Raw genomic sequence first — 13,405 nt, 5'->3', positions numbered from 1 at the left:
TTGAACCTCCATTAATTAAAGACATTGCTTTGTCTTGGCTGTTGTCGTTTATGTTGCATTTCTTTTGCTTGCTGTTCTTGTATAGCATTCATTTTCCAGTTATTAAGCGTTTGAAGTGCTTCATTAAAATATTCTTTAGGGAATACTTCAATAGACGCTACATTAGCCATTTTGGCTAAAGCTTGGGTGTATGCTGACGGCTCATTCCCTGATATTCCTGCAATCATCACAGCTTCGTTTTTAAGTAATGCAAGTTGTTTACCATCAACCATTTCCACATTCATATCTTGTTCATTTTTCGGAACGTCTGGGTCATCTCTTCCGTCATCAATCATCAATAAATCACACAAAGCATATTTTTTAGCATAAGAACTAGCAGAACCAGTTACTTGTGAAGCATCCATTTTGGGCTTATCTTCTGGTTCTCTAGCGTAAGCAACTGCCTTAACTTCATTTTCTCCATCCGTAATTTTCACTATTGCTTCTACATAAAAACGATTTTCCATTCGAATAATATTTTTAGTAGTATGAATATACAGACCATATTCAATACATAGTGGTTTGACTTCACGTAATATACTTTCAGCATTTCTATAATTGAAATTATTAAAATCATTTACTAAATCTTTTTTTACATTTAATCGTTCAATTACTTTTAAAAATTTTTGATAAAACGTTAATTCTGTTTCTTCTGACATTTAACTAGCTCCTTTCAACAATGAAATGACTTGCTCTAGCCCTTCAATTAATTCAACTTGCTTAAAATAAGCACTTTCGTCTAAACTCTCGAATACTGTTCTAACTTCTTCATCTTCGCTATCCTGATAAACAGCAACATGATTATTAGTAGTATCCCTTTCAAAAATCAGTGATCCATAGGGCGAATGATTATCTATCAAGTGTATTCTTTCTAAGTCATCAGTCTTGATTTTCATTGGCCATTTCCTCACTAGCTAATTCTTTTGCAACCTTCATTGATTTCGCTAAACTTTCAAAAAAACCTTCTGGACTACTGAAATCCATCTCCACTTCGTCTAAACGTTTTTTTAGTTTTTCATCAAACTTTCGATATTTTTCTGGATTACAATTTGGGCAATCACACTTTGAATTAGCTTGTACAATTGGTTTAATATGATTTTCAATAAGCTCTATGGCTCCTTTAGCAGAATGCCCCATTCCCTTCGGAGTTCCTCCAGCTGCTGTTTTTACATTTACATTTACTGAATTATCAACATCATCATTACTTACTGCACTAATCAAAATACTGTAACCTTTAGCGGTCATTTCTTTTGTAAAATTTTCAATCATTTGTTGCATTTCATTATTTTGGTTTTCCATGGTATAATTCCCCTATCGATTTATATTTTTGTGACTTTTTGCTTGCCGGCGGAAGTCACTTTTTTGTTTCTCGGATAAATAACGCTTCTGGAAATACTGCCTTATTTATCGCAGTGTCTGGATATTTTTCTTTCAGCTTTTGAAATACCAAGGCTTTCGTTTTCTCGACAACATAAATTTTCAAACTATCTTTGCCAACCGCTTGAAACATCTAAACACCCCGCTTTTCTTTCTGCTGCTTAATGTAGATATTTCCCTTTTGTTTGTTGTACCATTTGTTAGCCTCCACAATTGACTGTTCAAATAGTTGTTTTCGTTTATCACTAAAAGACATCTAAAATCTCCCTTCAAAATTTTTCTTTAATGTTTAATACTTCTAAAAGATTCCTATTAATTGAATAAATAGCATTCTCTGTTAAAATTCGTTGCCAACGTTCGTTGCGTGGCGACCAACGCATGGCTGCTTTTTTTAGTAATGGTTTTACTTCATCTGAAGGCTTTCCATTCGTTGTAACAAAAATTCGGTTATCACCTAAATCCATTCCAATTCCTGAAATTTCATCATGCTTGATTTCCTTATAAAAAGATTGCCAACCTTCTTTTTCAGCTTTTTCTCGACGTTTTTCGTCAATCCTTTGTTGTCGCTCGATTAACACAGGATCAAACATCTTACGAGTATTTTCAATAAACTTCGCATGTTTCCCTTCATCAGAGTAAAGTTCTCGTTCTTTTTCATGGACACGTTCAACTTCTTTTCTCTTTTGGCGAGCTGGATAATTAGAGCCGCCACAAATCATTATTGATGGGATTTTCACTGATTGAAGAATATCCGTTCTTAAATCAACAACTAATTTGTTGTATTGTACTAATCGTTCATTTAATGCTTGCTCGTTTTCACTTGTTAAGCAGTGCTTGAATCGTTTAACAAATCCTGTCATATACGTTTTTATTTCACTGTTAAAATCTCTTCCACGATTGAAAGACGTAAGTTCTTCATAACGTTGCCCTATTTTTAAAGGAATTGTGTATATTAAATCAAAATCACCAGATTCTACCGATTTAAATGTTAATGTCATGTTTTCTAATCTCCCTATATTTTTTTCTACGCTTTACAGATTCATCTTCCACAGCAAGGTCAAATGAAAATAAAAATAAAACGATAGCTAATACACAAGTTGATTTAAAAAGTTCTGTATCACCTCTTCCTAACAAGTAGCTAGCTAAAAATACAAAACCTACTGCGGAAAATCTTCTCCTAAATAATTTATCTTTCATCGTTCTTTATCCTCCTATAAAATACTGTCAATCCAATCCATAGAACCCCAAAGGCAGTTGCATAAATGAATTCTTGAATATAAAAAGCTTTAATCATACAAATCAACAGGATTATTGTGTCGAGAAACATTATCCACTTCATATCTAAACTCCCACTCTATCAATTTCATCAAAAAACTTATCGAGAATGTATCTTTGTCCTTTTCCAGTAATTTTTGGTGTTTTTTTAATAGAAGTTTGCCCATTAGAATGAACGATGGTAGTTTCTTTAATTTCAAATATTTTTAATTCCATTGATCTTTGTGTTGGTACATTGAAGCTCGTTCCTCTTCTTTTGATTAGATATCCTCTTTTTCTCAACCAATCAAACAATCGATTCTGTCCAATATCAAAACCATTTTGTTTTAATATTTTTGCCATGTCATTAACTGAAATACTAGTTTCACTGGCACTTACTGCATCAGCAAATAATGCTTTTGGCCTCAATTCTTGATTTTCCAGTTCTAACTTTTCAATTTTCTTCTGTTGAAATTCAAGAGCACGTTTAGTCACCATTTCTGGGCTATTCCAAAACTTTTCTAACTGAATAAAATATCTACGAGCTTCTTTTCCTTTTTCTGTTTTAGTTAACATTGAAATATGCTTTGCAACATCAAGTTTCAATACATAGTCAGATACATATTGAATATTTCCATTCCCTCCTGAGACAGGTGTACCTCCAGGTACACTCGTAAAATCTTCTTCTTTTATAAACATTTCATCATACTGTTTCCACCAAGCGCTAAATCTTTTCTTTATACCTAAAAATCCATATAAATCTCTAGCACTTACTAACTGTTCATCATTTTCATTCGTTGTAACTTTTATTAATTGATTCACTAGACATACCCCTTCCTTTTGTATTTTTATAGCCCGCCCGACTTATTAATATTGAGTATTTTCATGAATCCATTTTTCAACCAATTTTTTAGGATATTTTTCTTTGCCTTCCTTAACAATTTTAGGAAATCCACTAGCATATCTATAATGTTCATCAAACGTCTTTACATCACACTTCAAAATTCTTTTAGAAACTTCATTTCGGTTTAATAATTCTTCATCTTGATTTTCAGATAACTTTCTTTCTATTATCGGAAGTGTTATTTCTAAAAATTTAGAAGCAATCCATTCAAAAAATTTTTTTGTGCTAATTGAATCAAATTGGATATTCATTACTTACACCTCTTCCAAAAACTCTCTAATTTTCTTAATTTGTTTTTTTGGTTGAACTCTACCGTTTAGAATTCTAGAAAGATATCCTTCGTTGATTTCCAACTTTTCCGCTAGCCAAGCTTGATTTTTGCCCTTAACAGCTAGAGTAATTGCGACTTCTTTTTTTAAAGTCGTTTTCACTTATCTCACCTTCTTTTATAAAATTAGCAAGAATATTTACAAATATTGTTGACAAAAGTATAAAATGTAGTACAATTAATGCATACAAAATACACCTACACATCACATTAATTCTTGCTGGGGAGCTGTTTTAATGCGTATTGTTTAGTACGTTATTTTGTAAATATTCTTGCTTACGAGATAATAATAACTACATTTTATACTTTTGTCAACAGAAAAAGCATAAAATTTTATATTTTCTCAGGCAAAATTTTGAGGTGCTTAGAATGACACTATTTGAGAGAATAAAAGAGTTATCTGCAAAGCGTGGAAAAAACTTAAAACAAGTCGCAAAAGAACTAGGTTATAGTGAAAACCTATTTTATCAGTGGAAGAAAACTACACCAACTGCTGATAAATTGCAAAATGTGGCAGACTATTTTAATGTTACAACTGATTATCTATTGGGTAGGGAAACATCTGGTATGCAAAAATTAGACCCAGAAGAAGATGAGCTAATCGTAATGTTTAGAAAAAATACTGCTGGTATGAATGATGAAGAAAAGAGAGAATTCAATGAATCTCTAGATAAGTTAATGTCTGTCGCGAAAGACTTATTTGAAAGAGACAAGAAAAAATAAAAAGGACTGTTGCTAATGTATAATAAAAAAATGTTAGAATACAGAGATGTTGATTCAGAAGACTATAATAATTATTCAGAAAATGCATTATTTCTTTTAAAGGTTATTTCAGATTGGGCTTCTATACCTGTTTCCGAAATAACTTATCATGAAGTTATAGATTATTTTGTTAATAACTTCATGATTGAAATTGTATTTTTCGATGATAACGACAGGATAATTAATCCAGAATACAAATTTATCAACGACACCATTTACAAAATTTACCCGACATTTAAAGAAAGGGTTTCTGGGTTTACTGTAACTGATGGATATAATTATAAAATATTTTTGAACTTCGATATGATGAGACATCGTCTGATATTCACTATTTTACATGAGTTAGTCCACATATATTTTCATTGTTCTTCAAAAAAGTATATGCAAATTTTTGCATCATTAAATATTGAAGATCATTATCCTAAAGAAATACTACCGTTTGAAGATGAAGCAAATATAATAGCATCTATTTTATACTTAAATGACACTAAACTAATTAATTATATATTGGAAGGAAATTCGTTCCACAGTATAATGTCTCTTTGTAAAATTAGCAAAGCTGCACTACACTGTAGAATAATGAACTATTTAATTCACAATATAGGATTAAACAAAAACACTGCTCTATTCAAATATTTAAATCCTTATAAAGAAGAAGTATTTGGGCAAACAGCATTAAAAAATTTACAATCCATAATTTCTTATCCTAGCTTTATAAAAAGATTAAACCAAGAAGCTTAACTAAAGTTAAGCTTAAAAAAATCCGCAAAAAAAGAACATACATTCGTTTTAAAGGAGGTGGTGCCACCCTTTTTAATAGCCTGCCCGGCAATAGAAAGGAATTTTAATAATGGCAAATAAATATAAACCAACAAAATATCCTGGTATTTTATCTTACGAAACAAAAAGAAACGGTACTATGTATCGTATACGAAAATCTGTAACAATTAACGGTGTAAAGACCCCATTTGATGAGTCGAAATTCAAAACGCTAACTGCAGCAAAAGCTAGATTAAAAGAGATTGATGATTTAGCTTTAAGAAACGAAACTGGTATACTATTAAACCGCAAATTAACTGTAAATGATTATTGGGAAAAATATGCTAATAAAAAAGTTGTGCAGAAAGTATGGTCTAAGGACACTAGACTAGGAAATGATTCCTTGTACAAAAACCATATAAAACCAAAATATGGTAACTTACCACTTATTCAATTAAACAGAAATGACTACGAATTATATATTGTAGAATTACTTAAAAAGTTAAGAAAAGATTCTGTTCGTTCTATCCACATAGCTTTCATGGCCATGCTAAATGATGCTGTTTACTGCGGTGTGATAGAAAGAAATAGGCTTCAACGTGTGTATATTGGTGACGCAGAAAAACCTGCCAGAAACAAACATCTGAGCCTTGACGAATACTGGTCTTGGATGGATACTGCAAAAAGAATGCTAACAAAATACGAATACTCATGTGTGTATCTATGTATTTATGGAATGAGACGTGGTGAAGTATGTGGTATAACACCTAAAGTAATTAGTCAAAATGAATTAACAGGTAATCTGATGATTCATTTAGAAGATAGTAGGACGAATGCCACATCTAAAGATGGTCAAAGTAAAGGCGGAGTTAAAACAGCTGAAAGTGAAAGGTATATCGCACTTGATGAACTAGGCACCCAAGCCTTGAACACTGTCTTAACTGAAGCAAGAGAAATCAAAAAAGACTTTGGGGAAATACTACATCGAGATGACTTTATACTTATTAACCCTAGAACAGCGAAGCCATTTCACCCTACTCAATTGAATAGATGGTTTGATAAAGTTTCGAAAGAATGTGGGATCAAAGCTACTCCTCATATGTTAAGACATTTTTTCACAACTCAAGCAGCTATAGCAGGAGTTCCAAAAGAACATGTTGCCGCTTATCTAGGACACACTGATAAAGTAATGACAGAAAAATATACACATTTAAAATATGAAACGGCTCCAAACGTAGTGAGTGCAGTTTCAGAGCGTTTGAATAAGCGTTAATAAATAGTTGTGGCGTTTTGACTAAAGTAGGTTAACTCCACAACTTTATAACTTAATTAAATTTAAAATGCTTTAAAATCAATATCTATTAATGATAATATCACGTTAAAATGCAAAAAAATAGGTTGTGGAGTTTAGACATAATCAGTCAAAACTCCACAACTTTATCACAACAAATACTAACTATTAATCAATTTTATTCATTTCTTTAAAATTGATAATATCATATTGTCAACATTTAAAAAGGAATGAAAAGGAAGTGAATGGATTTAAAAATCTATTTACTTCGCTAAACGATAAATCGCATCTGCATAAATAGCAGCTGCTCGGAATAAGTCATCTAATTCCATAAATTCGTTGGCTTGGTGCATTGTGTCTGTGTAGCCAGGGAACATTGCGCCATAGGCAACACCACGTTTTAATAAGCGGCCATAAGTACCGCCACCAATGATTTGTTCTTGGCCTTTTTCGCCTGTATGGTCTTCGTAAACTTGTAGTAACGTTGCCACCAATGGATCATCAACTGGTACATAATGCGGTTCTTGGTTGCGATCTCCTTGTGTTGCAGTGACCGTTTCACCGACTGTTGTTTGAACTTTTGCTTGTAATTCTTCTGCTGAAGTTCCTTTTGGATAGCGGAAGTTTAATGTTACTAAGCTATTTTCAGGGTTTTCTGGATCAAAGTTAACAATCCCAGCGTTCATTGTCAATTTACCCATTTTTTCGTCTTCAAAAGCCACACCTAATTTTTCGCCATAAAAATCTTCATGGATAAATTCAGCAATGGTATTAATAAAGCTGTATGCGCCTTCTGCAAAGCTGTAATCATTTAAGAAAGTTGCCAAGAAAGTCGCTGCGTTAATTCCAGATTGTGGGCTAGCACCGTGAGCACCTTTACCAACTACATGGAAAGTCACTGTTTTATCTGAAAGTTCTGCGTTACCTGAAATTTTTGCTTCTTGTTTGATGAATGTTTCAAAGCTAGCAGCTAGTGAAGCCGCTTCGTCTGCTGAAGCAGCCGTTACAACAGCGTCTGCTGTTCCCGGAACCATGTTTTCACGTAAACCAGATTTGAAGCTTTCTAATTTATAATCAGCGCCGTTACCGCCTCGGAAAGTTAAACGAATAGTCACATTTCCTTTTTCCCCATTAATAATTGGGAACTCAGCATCTGGTGAGAAACCAAAGTCTGGCGCTTCTTCATGTTGGAAATAGTAATCCATATCGCCCCAGCCGCTTTCTTCGTCACTTCCTACTACGAAACGGATTTTTTTAGACACGGGTAAGCCTAATTCTTTGATAATTTTCATTGCGTAATAAGCAGCCATACTTGGGCCTTTATCATCGCTCGCGCCACGTGCATAAATTTTGCCATCTTTAATGACTGGTTCATAAGGATCTGTTTCCCAACCATCACCAGCAGGAACAACGTCCATATGACCAAAAATCCCTAACGTTTCGTCGCCTTCACCATATTCAATGTGTCCAGCGTAATTGTCGACATTTTTCACCGTAAAGCCATCACGTTCACCATACGCTAACATGTGTTTTAAGCCAGCAACTGGTCCAGGTCCAAAGGGCGCTTCAGGTGTTGCTTGTGCATCATCACGTTCACTGTTGATCCGTAATAAGTTTTGTAAATCTTCTAATAAGTCGTCTTTACGTGCTTCGACTTCTTTTGTCCAATCAATTGTCATTTGTTGTCACTCCTATTCATAAAGTTCTACATAGTCAATCATACCATTTTATGCAGAAAAAGAAAGAAACCCGACACTATTTTTCGAGAAATTTTTTATCTTTTCCGCAGAAAGGGCTGGGTTTTTGTTTATTTTAATTGAGGTATGATTGTTTAGGTTGTAGTTGTTGCAATTCGGCTTCTGTTAAGGGCCGATATTCCCCTAGTTCTAACGTTTCATCTAACCATAGTTCGCCCATTCGTAATCGTTTTAAATACGTCACAGGTTTGCCTACAGTGGCTAACATCCGTTTGACTTGATGGAATTTTCCCTCTTGAATCACTAAACGGACTACGGAAGTCCCTTCTTCCTCATTGATCGTCTCAATGACTAAACGACTTGGTTTAACCATTTCTCCATCTTTCAAGGCAAATCCTTGCGCAAACAGTTGACAATCTTCCGCTGTCACAAGTCCCTCAACTTCAGCTAAATATTCTTTATCCACATGCTTTTTGGGTGATAATAATTGATGCGCTAACTGGCCATCATTTGTTAATAGAAGCAAGCCTTCAGTATCTTTATCCAAGCGACCAACTGGGAACAAGTCGGCACGATAATCCTGATCAGTTAACAAGTCAATTACCGTTTCATCTCGCTGATCTTCCGTCGCAGAAATGACACCTTGTGGTTTATGCAACATGTAATAAAAGAATTTCTGATACGTAAGAATTTCTCCCATCAAGGCAATTTGATCTGTTTCTTCATTTACTTGTGTTTTGGCTTCTTTTACGACGTCACCATTCACCGTAACGACTTTTTTCTTTAACAATTGTTTGATTTCTTTACGACTACCGATACCAACATCGGCTAAAAATTTATCTAAACGCATCGTCATTCCTCTTTCCTTTAAAAAAATAGCTTGGGACATAAATCGAATCGATCGATGTCTCAAGCCTTGTCTCTTAAGAGAATCTGCTGAAAAGAGTTCAATCAGCTATTATTTAATATTGAATTTTGCACGTAATTTTGCGGCATTTTTCCCTAATAAACGATCAGCTAAGCGAATCTTCAAGACCGAATAGCCATAAAAAGCGCCTCCTGCAGCAGCCACAATTACAACGATAATGAAAGCTTGGAAACGTCTAGTTGGATCTAAAAATAGATACAAGAACTGACGGAAAATCAAAGCGATAATCATCATGATGACTGTAATACAGAACATTAACAATGTTCGCCGTAAGGTTAATTTGTAATTAAAACGTGTCACTTGACGAATTCTTCTTAGAATCAATACGCAAGAAACCGTAAAGCCAATCATCGTTGCTAATAACGGACCGTAAACTTCAAATAAACGGATTGCGGGGAATTGCACGATTAATTTCACAGCTAAACCAATTCCTAAATAACGCATTGCGTCACGATTTTCATACATCCCCATCAACATATTTGACACTAACATATACAAGCCCAAGAATAAACTAGCGTAACAAGCTTGCACTAATAAAGAAGTGCCTAAAGCATCTGGCATGTAAAAAACAGTGTATAGTGGTTGCGCTAAAACAATCATACCGAACGTTGCTGGCAACATTACAAACACAAAAAGTTGTAAATTATTACTAATCAAACGCGCTAACTCACGATGATTTTTTAAGGTGACCGCTTCTGTAATTAACGGTAATCCAGTAGCCGAAATCGAAGTCGCTAAAGCCACGACAATCATGGTTAATTTGTCCGGATTGGCATTAAAAATACCGAAAAGCTCTCGTAACTGGGTATCTGAATAATCCGTAAACAAACGCATAAAGTTTGAGAAAGTAAACTGATCGACAAGTTTAAAGACCGTCACCCCTGAGCCAACTACGATAAAAGGAATCGCCTCTTTAAAAGTTTCAATCAATAACTCTTTTGGAGCAATTTCATGTTCATTGGCGCTGTGTTCTTCTAAATAATCAAATAATGGTTTTTGTTTGTACATGTAATAACCTAAAACCGCAAAACTTGCGAGCATCCCAATAAATGCCGCAAAAGTGGCTTGGGTCACCGCTGTAACGTAATTACCTTCAAAGACTTTCATGATAATAAAAGCAGTTAATAACATGTAAAAAACTCGTGCTACTTGTTCAACAATTTGTGATAAAGCAAAGGGCATCATTTCTTGATTTCCTTGGAAATAACCGCGAATGACACTCATGCTTGGGAAAACTAAAACGGCTAAACTTAATGAACGCATCGTTGGAACTAATTCAGGTCCTCCGCCAGACAAAGCTGCTAATGCCGGAGATGCCAAATACATCACAATAGCAAAAACCACACCTAAGCCACCCATTAGTTGTAAGGCACGATAAAAAAGCTGTCGACTAATTTTATATTCGTTCAATGAATTATAATGCGAGGTCTGCTTGGCAATCGCACCTGGAATTCCGGCGGTAGAGATCATTAGGAATAAGGCATAAATCGTATACCCCATTGAAAACAAACTGTTCGCTTCGTTTCCGTGCTCGCCCATCCAAGCGTACCAGGGGATGATGTAAATCGCCCCTAACATGCGGGAGATAATATTACTAGCTGTCATCCAAGCTGAGCCTTTGACCATTTTTTCTTGGTTCGTCAGGATTGGTTGATCAACTGAATTTGGTTGATTGATCATTTTGTCCTCCAATATTCTTTGAGTATGCTTTCTTTATTTTAATTGTTCATCTTGGGATATGCAACGACTTTCTCGAAGAATTATCCTATTTTAACATTTCTCATGGATTTTCTCACGCTAACGAGATGGTTTTTTTAAAAGAAAAATAATGCTATAATGACATCAGTTTTGAAATTTCGTTGAAACGTTTGGAGGCAAAAAAAGTGACGATTTCATTATTCGCAATTCGCGATTGCTTAGAAAAAGAAGATTTATTAAAAGAATTTATTTCACCAGAAGGCTGGCACTTGACCCTTTCCGACACGTTAGGTCAACGAGAAGTAACGGCTCTTTCTTACGATTCGAGAGACGTAACAGCAGAAACACTCTTTTTTTGTAAAGGATTAAACTTTAAAGAAATCTATTTAGAAAATGCTGTAAAAGACGGCCTAGAAATCTATGTTTCTGAGGTGCCTTATGAGGTTCCAGCACAACTAGGAATTATCGTGACTGACATTAAAAAAGCAATGGCTGTGTTAAGCATGGCTTTTTATGATTATCCACAAAATAAATTAAAACTGATTGGCTTTACTGGAACCAAAGGTAAAACAACAGCGGCTTATTTCACCAAATATATTTTAGATGTTGCTACACAACAAAAAACAGCCTTGCTTTCTACCATGAATTCGACATTAGATGGCAAAACATTCTTTAAATCTGCCTTGACTACACCCGAATCTTTGGACTTGTATCGAATGATGGCAACCGCTGTTGCTAACGGGATGACTCATTTTATTATGGAAGTTTCTTCCCAAGCCTACAAAACTAATCGTGTCTACAAGTTATTTTTTGATGTCGGCATTTTTTTAAACATTACCCCCGACCATATCAGTCCAATTGAACATCCAACCTTTGACGATTACTTTTATTGCAAACGTCAATTGATTACACATTCTAAAGTCATTGTGTTGAATCACGAAGCTGATTATTTTCCATTACTTAAAGAAACCGCACAACAGCAAAAAGTCCCTGCCATTGTCTATGGCAGTCAGCCAGCTCCAGAAGTTGACTATTCATTCGCTGTTTCTTCAGATGATTCCTTACGTTTTATCGTTGAAAGTCCTGCAGATGCGTTAGGATTGGCCGGCTCTTATCACCTTCGTTTAGGTGGTGATTTTAACAAAGGTAATGCGTTAAGTGCGGCGATCGCTAGTGTCCTTGTGGGAGCTTCAAAAGAAGAGTGTCAACAAGGGATCGCAGCAACCACCGTCCCTGGCCGGATGGAATCTTTAACGAATACCAACGGTGCAACCGTCTATGTTGATTACGCTCATAACTATGACAGTTTGAAGAATCTTTTAACCTTTGTCCGTGAAGAACATCCTGACGGCCGCTTAATTGTTCTTGTCGGTAGTACGGGAGACAAAGCGATTTCTCGCCGCAAAGACTTTGGTAGGGTTCTTTCTGAATTGGCTGATGTTGCAGTCCTAACAACCGATGACCCAGCCAGTGAAGATCCAGCAAAAATTTGCCAAGAAATTCAAGCCCATATTACCAAAGAAATGCCTGTTTACACCATTTTAGATCGTGGCGAAGCAATTGCTCACGCATTATCTTTAAGCACAACGGCTGATGATGCGATTGTCTTAGCTGGTAAAGGCGCCGACCTTTATCAAAAAGTAAACGGCGTAGATGAACCTTACGCAGGAGACTTTGCCCTTGCGGAAGCTTTCATTAATAAAAAGAACTAAATCATTTAAACACACATGAAAAAACAAGCTGCAACCACTTATCAACAAAGGTTGCAGCTTGTTTTTAAAGAACTTCTTTTATTTTCGTTACTTCTTCTTCTGATAAGCCATGACCGCCATCAACGAGCAAAAAGTCGACCGGGAAATGTTTCTTTAATTGATTAGCTAAAGAAAGAACTTGTCCCGGAATACTCAACTCATCCTGAGCCCCTGTTGTGACAATCACTTTTGTCGCAAACTCACCAGATACATATTGATAGCCTAAATTGCTTGGATGCAGTAAAATAACAGTGTTAGCAATAGTCGGGTTCTTTTCTAATAGGCCTAAAATAAAATTGGCACCGTTAGAGTACCCTATAAAAATAACTTCATCGTATAACTTTTGCGGTTGCCAAACTTCTTCTAGAAACGCCGTCACTCGCTCATCAAAGTTAGCACGAGGTAATGCTCCATTGACTAATGGCGCAAAAAAGCGTCGCTGTTCGCCTACACCTTCTGTCCCTAAGTAACTTAGAACACTCGCTTCTGGGTAAAGGGTTGCGATGGTGGTTAATAATTGATATTCATTGCCACCGGTACCATGGAAAGCGACAACTAATTGATTAGGTTTCGACCCTTTTTGAAAAAATTGTTTCATTTAATAAACCTCCAAGAAA

Annotated in this window: 17 protein-coding genes; 4 read left to right on the top strand and 13 right to left on the bottom strand. The window is 35.3% G+C overall.

Annotated elements, in window-relative coordinates:
• Window positions 1-11 precede the first annotated feature (11 nt).
• The 9 genes from IGK72_RS02255 to IGK72_RS02215 all read right to left on the bottom strand — a co-directional run bounded on the left by IGK72_RS02255 (window position 12) and on the right by IGK72_RS02215 (window position 4,005).
• Window positions 12-698 (bottom strand): ERF family protein, encoded by a 687-nt coding sequence (locus IGK72_RS02255; protein WP_002370859.1) that lies wholly within the window; start codon window positions 696-698, stop codon window positions 12-14.
• Window positions 699-935: a hypothetical protein gene (locus IGK72_RS02250; RefSeq protein ID WP_048943096.1), complete on the bottom strand. Its 237-nt coding sequence runs from the start codon at window positions 933-935 to the stop codon at window positions 699-701. It lies immediately after the preceding gene.
• Window positions 919-1,338 carry a hypothetical protein gene (locus tag IGK72_RS02245; protein ID WP_010774460.1) on the bottom strand — a complete coding sequence of 140 codons (420 nt, stop codon included), beginning with the start codon at window positions 1,336-1,338 and terminating at the stop codon, window positions 919-921. The genes IGK72_RS02250 and IGK72_RS02245 overlap by 17 nt, the downstream gene beginning before the upstream one ends.
• 55 nt (window positions 1,339-1,393) lie before the next feature.
• The gene (locus IGK72_RS02240) at window positions 1,394-1,549 is read right to left on the bottom strand and encodes a hypothetical protein (RefSeq protein WP_002370862.1); all 156 of its coding nucleotides are present in this window, start codon (window positions 1,547-1,549) and stop codon (window positions 1,394-1,396) included.
• Window positions 1,550-1,685: 136 nt separating this feature from the next.
• Entirely contained in the window at window positions 1,686-2,414 is a 729-nt protein-coding gene (locus IGK72_RS02235; RefSeq protein WP_002415147.1) for a hypothetical protein, read from the bottom strand.
• Complete coding sequence (locus IGK72_RS02230) at window positions 2,398-2,613, bottom strand: hypothetical protein (RefSeq protein WP_002415146.1); 216 nt, start codon at window positions 2,611-2,613, stop codon at window positions 2,398-2,400. Before IGK72_RS02230 ends, IGK72_RS02235 begins: the two co-directional genes overlap by 17 nt.
• A gap of 144 nt (window positions 2,614-2,757) precedes the next feature.
• Window positions 2,758-3,492: a phage antirepressor KilAC domain-containing protein gene (locus IGK72_RS02225; RefSeq protein WP_002370866.1), complete on the bottom strand. Its 735-nt coding sequence runs from the start codon at window positions 3,490-3,492 to the stop codon at window positions 2,758-2,760.
• Between the two features lie 45 nt (window positions 3,493-3,537).
• A complete protein-coding gene (locus tag IGK72_RS02220; protein ID WP_002370867.1) occupies window positions 3,538-3,825 on the bottom strand; it encodes a hypothetical protein in 288 nt (95 codons plus the stop codon).
• 3 nt (window positions 3,826-3,828) lie between these two features.
• A complete protein-coding gene (locus IGK72_RS02215; RefSeq protein ID WP_002370869.1) occupies window positions 3,829-4,005 on the bottom strand; it encodes a helix-turn-helix domain-containing protein in 177 nt (58 codons plus the stop codon).
• Between the two features lie 266 nt (window positions 4,006-4,271).
• Between IGK72_RS02215 and IGK72_RS02210 the strand changes: the two genes are divergently transcribed.
• The 3 genes from IGK72_RS02210 (at window position 4,272) to IGK72_RS02200 (ending at window position 6,696) form a co-directional block, all read left to right on the top strand.
• Window positions 4,272-4,625 carry a helix-turn-helix domain-containing protein gene (locus IGK72_RS02210; RefSeq protein ID WP_002370871.1) on the top strand — a complete coding sequence of 118 codons (354 nt, stop codon included), beginning with the start codon at window positions 4,272-4,274 and terminating at the stop codon, window positions 4,623-4,625.
• Between the two features lie 15 nt (window positions 4,626-4,640).
• A complete protein-coding gene (locus IGK72_RS02205) occupies window positions 4,641-5,405 on the top strand; it encodes an ImmA/IrrE family metallo-endopeptidase (protein WP_002370874.1) in 765 nt (254 codons plus the stop codon).
• Between the two features lie 109 nt (window positions 5,406-5,514).
• A complete protein-coding gene (locus IGK72_RS02200) occupies window positions 5,515-6,696 on the top strand; it encodes a tyrosine-type recombinase/integrase (RefSeq protein WP_430619610.1) in 1,182 nt (393 codons plus the stop codon).
• Window positions 6,697-6,977: 281 nt separating this feature from the next.
• Here the strand turns inward: IGK72_RS02200 and pepV are convergent, their stop codons facing one another.
• The 3 genes from pepV to IGK72_RS02185 form a co-directional block, all read right to left on the bottom strand.
• Window positions 6,978-8,393, bottom strand: a complete 1,416-nt coding sequence (gene pepV, locus IGK72_RS02195) for a dipeptidase PepV (protein WP_002371462.1) — start codon at window positions 8,391-8,393, stop codon at window positions 6,978-6,980.
• 133 nt (window positions 8,394-8,526) lie between these two features.
• The gene (locus tag IGK72_RS02190; RefSeq protein ID WP_002355501.1) at window positions 8,527-9,261 is read right to left on the bottom strand and encodes a pseudouridine synthase; all 735 of its coding nucleotides are present in this window, start codon (window positions 9,259-9,261) and stop codon (window positions 8,527-8,529) included.
• Window positions 9,262-9,369: 108 nt separating this feature from the next.
• Window positions 9,370-11,019, bottom strand: coding sequence for a putative polysaccharide biosynthesis protein (locus IGK72_RS02185; protein ID WP_002364837.1), 1,650 nt, complete (start codon window positions 11,017-11,019; stop codon window positions 9,370-9,372).
• 203 nt (window positions 11,020-11,222) lie between these two features.
• On the opposite strand from IGK72_RS02185, the gene IGK72_RS02180 reads away from it, so the two are divergent.
• Complete coding sequence (locus IGK72_RS02180) at window positions 11,223-12,749, top strand: UDP-N-acetylmuramoyl-L-alanyl-D-glutamate--L-lysine ligase (protein WP_023894907.1); 1,527 nt, start codon at window positions 11,223-11,225, stop codon at window positions 12,747-12,749.
• Between the two features lie 64 nt (window positions 12,750-12,813).
• Here IGK72_RS02180 and IGK72_RS02175 read toward each other — a convergent pair whose 3' ends face one another.
• Window positions 12,814-13,386 carry an alpha/beta hydrolase gene (locus IGK72_RS02175; protein ID WP_002358653.1) on the bottom strand — a complete coding sequence of 191 codons (573 nt, stop codon included), beginning with the start codon at window positions 13,384-13,386 and terminating at the stop codon, window positions 12,814-12,816.
• Window positions 13,387-13,405: the final 19 nt, after the last annotated feature.

Origin of the sequence: Enterococcus sp. DIV0183 (assembly GCF_050541505.1) — a bacterium.
Classification (GTDB): domain Bacteria; phylum Bacillota; class Bacilli; order Lactobacillales; family Enterococcaceae; genus Enterococcus; species Enterococcus faecalis.
The sequence above is the reverse complement of the archived record's forward strand: the minus strand, read 5'-3'. Positions and strand labels throughout refer to the sequence as shown.

What these genes read in the sequence shown, in the direction of transcription:
- IGK72_RS02255 (WP_002370859.1), bottom strand. Translation starts at nt 698, where the DNA reads ATGTCAGAAGAAACAGAATTAACGTTTTATCAAAAATTTTTAAAAGTA.
- IGK72_RS02250 (WP_048943096.1), bottom strand. Translation starts at nt 935, where the DNA reads ATGAAAATCAAGACTGATGACTTAGAAAGAATACACTTGATAGATAAT.
- IGK72_RS02245 (WP_010774460.1), bottom strand. Translation starts at nt 1,338, where the DNA reads ATGGAAAACCAAAATAATGAAATGCAACAAATGATTGAAAATTTTACA.
- IGK72_RS02240 (WP_002370862.1), bottom strand. Translation starts at nt 1,549, where the DNA reads ATGTTTCAAGCGGTTGGCAAAGATAGTTTGAAAATTTATGTTGTCGAG.
- IGK72_RS02235 (WP_002415147.1), bottom strand. Translation starts at nt 2,414, where the DNA reads ATGACATTAACATTTAAATCGGTAGAATCTGGTGATTTTGATTTAATA.
- IGK72_RS02230 (WP_002415146.1), bottom strand. Translation starts at nt 2,613, where the DNA reads ATGAAAGATAAATTATTTAGGAGAAGATTTTCCGCAGTAGGTTTTGTA.
- IGK72_RS02220 (WP_002370867.1), bottom strand. Translation starts at nt 3,825, where the DNA reads ATGAATATCCAATTTGATTCAATTAGCACAAAAAAATTTTTTGAATGG.
- IGK72_RS02210 (WP_002370871.1), top strand. Translation starts at nt 4,272, where the DNA reads ATGACACTATTTGAGAGAATAAAAGAGTTATCTGCAAAGCGTGGAAAA.
- IGK72_RS02205 (WP_002370874.1), top strand. Translation starts at nt 4,641, where the DNA reads ATGTATAATAAAAAAATGTTAGAATACAGAGATGTTGATTCAGAAGAC.
- IGK72_RS02200 (WP_430619610.1), top strand. Translation starts at nt 5,515, where the DNA reads ATGGCAAATAAATATAAACCAACAAAATATCCTGGTATTTTATCTTAC.
- pepV (WP_002371462.1), bottom strand. Translation starts at nt 8,393, where the DNA reads ATGACAATTGATTGGACAAAAGAAGTCGAAGCACGTAAAGACGACTTA.
- IGK72_RS02190 (WP_002355501.1), bottom strand. Translation starts at nt 9,261, where the DNA reads ATGCGTTTAGATAAATTTTTAGCCGATGTTGGTATCGGTAGTCGTAAA.
- IGK72_RS02185 (WP_002364837.1), bottom strand. Translation starts at nt 11,019, where the DNA reads ATGATCAATCAACCAAATTCAGTTGATCAACCAATCCTGACGAACCAA.
- IGK72_RS02175 (WP_002358653.1), bottom strand. Translation starts at nt 13,386, where the DNA reads ATGAAACAATTTTTTCAAAAAGGGTCGAAACCTAATCAATTAGTTGTC.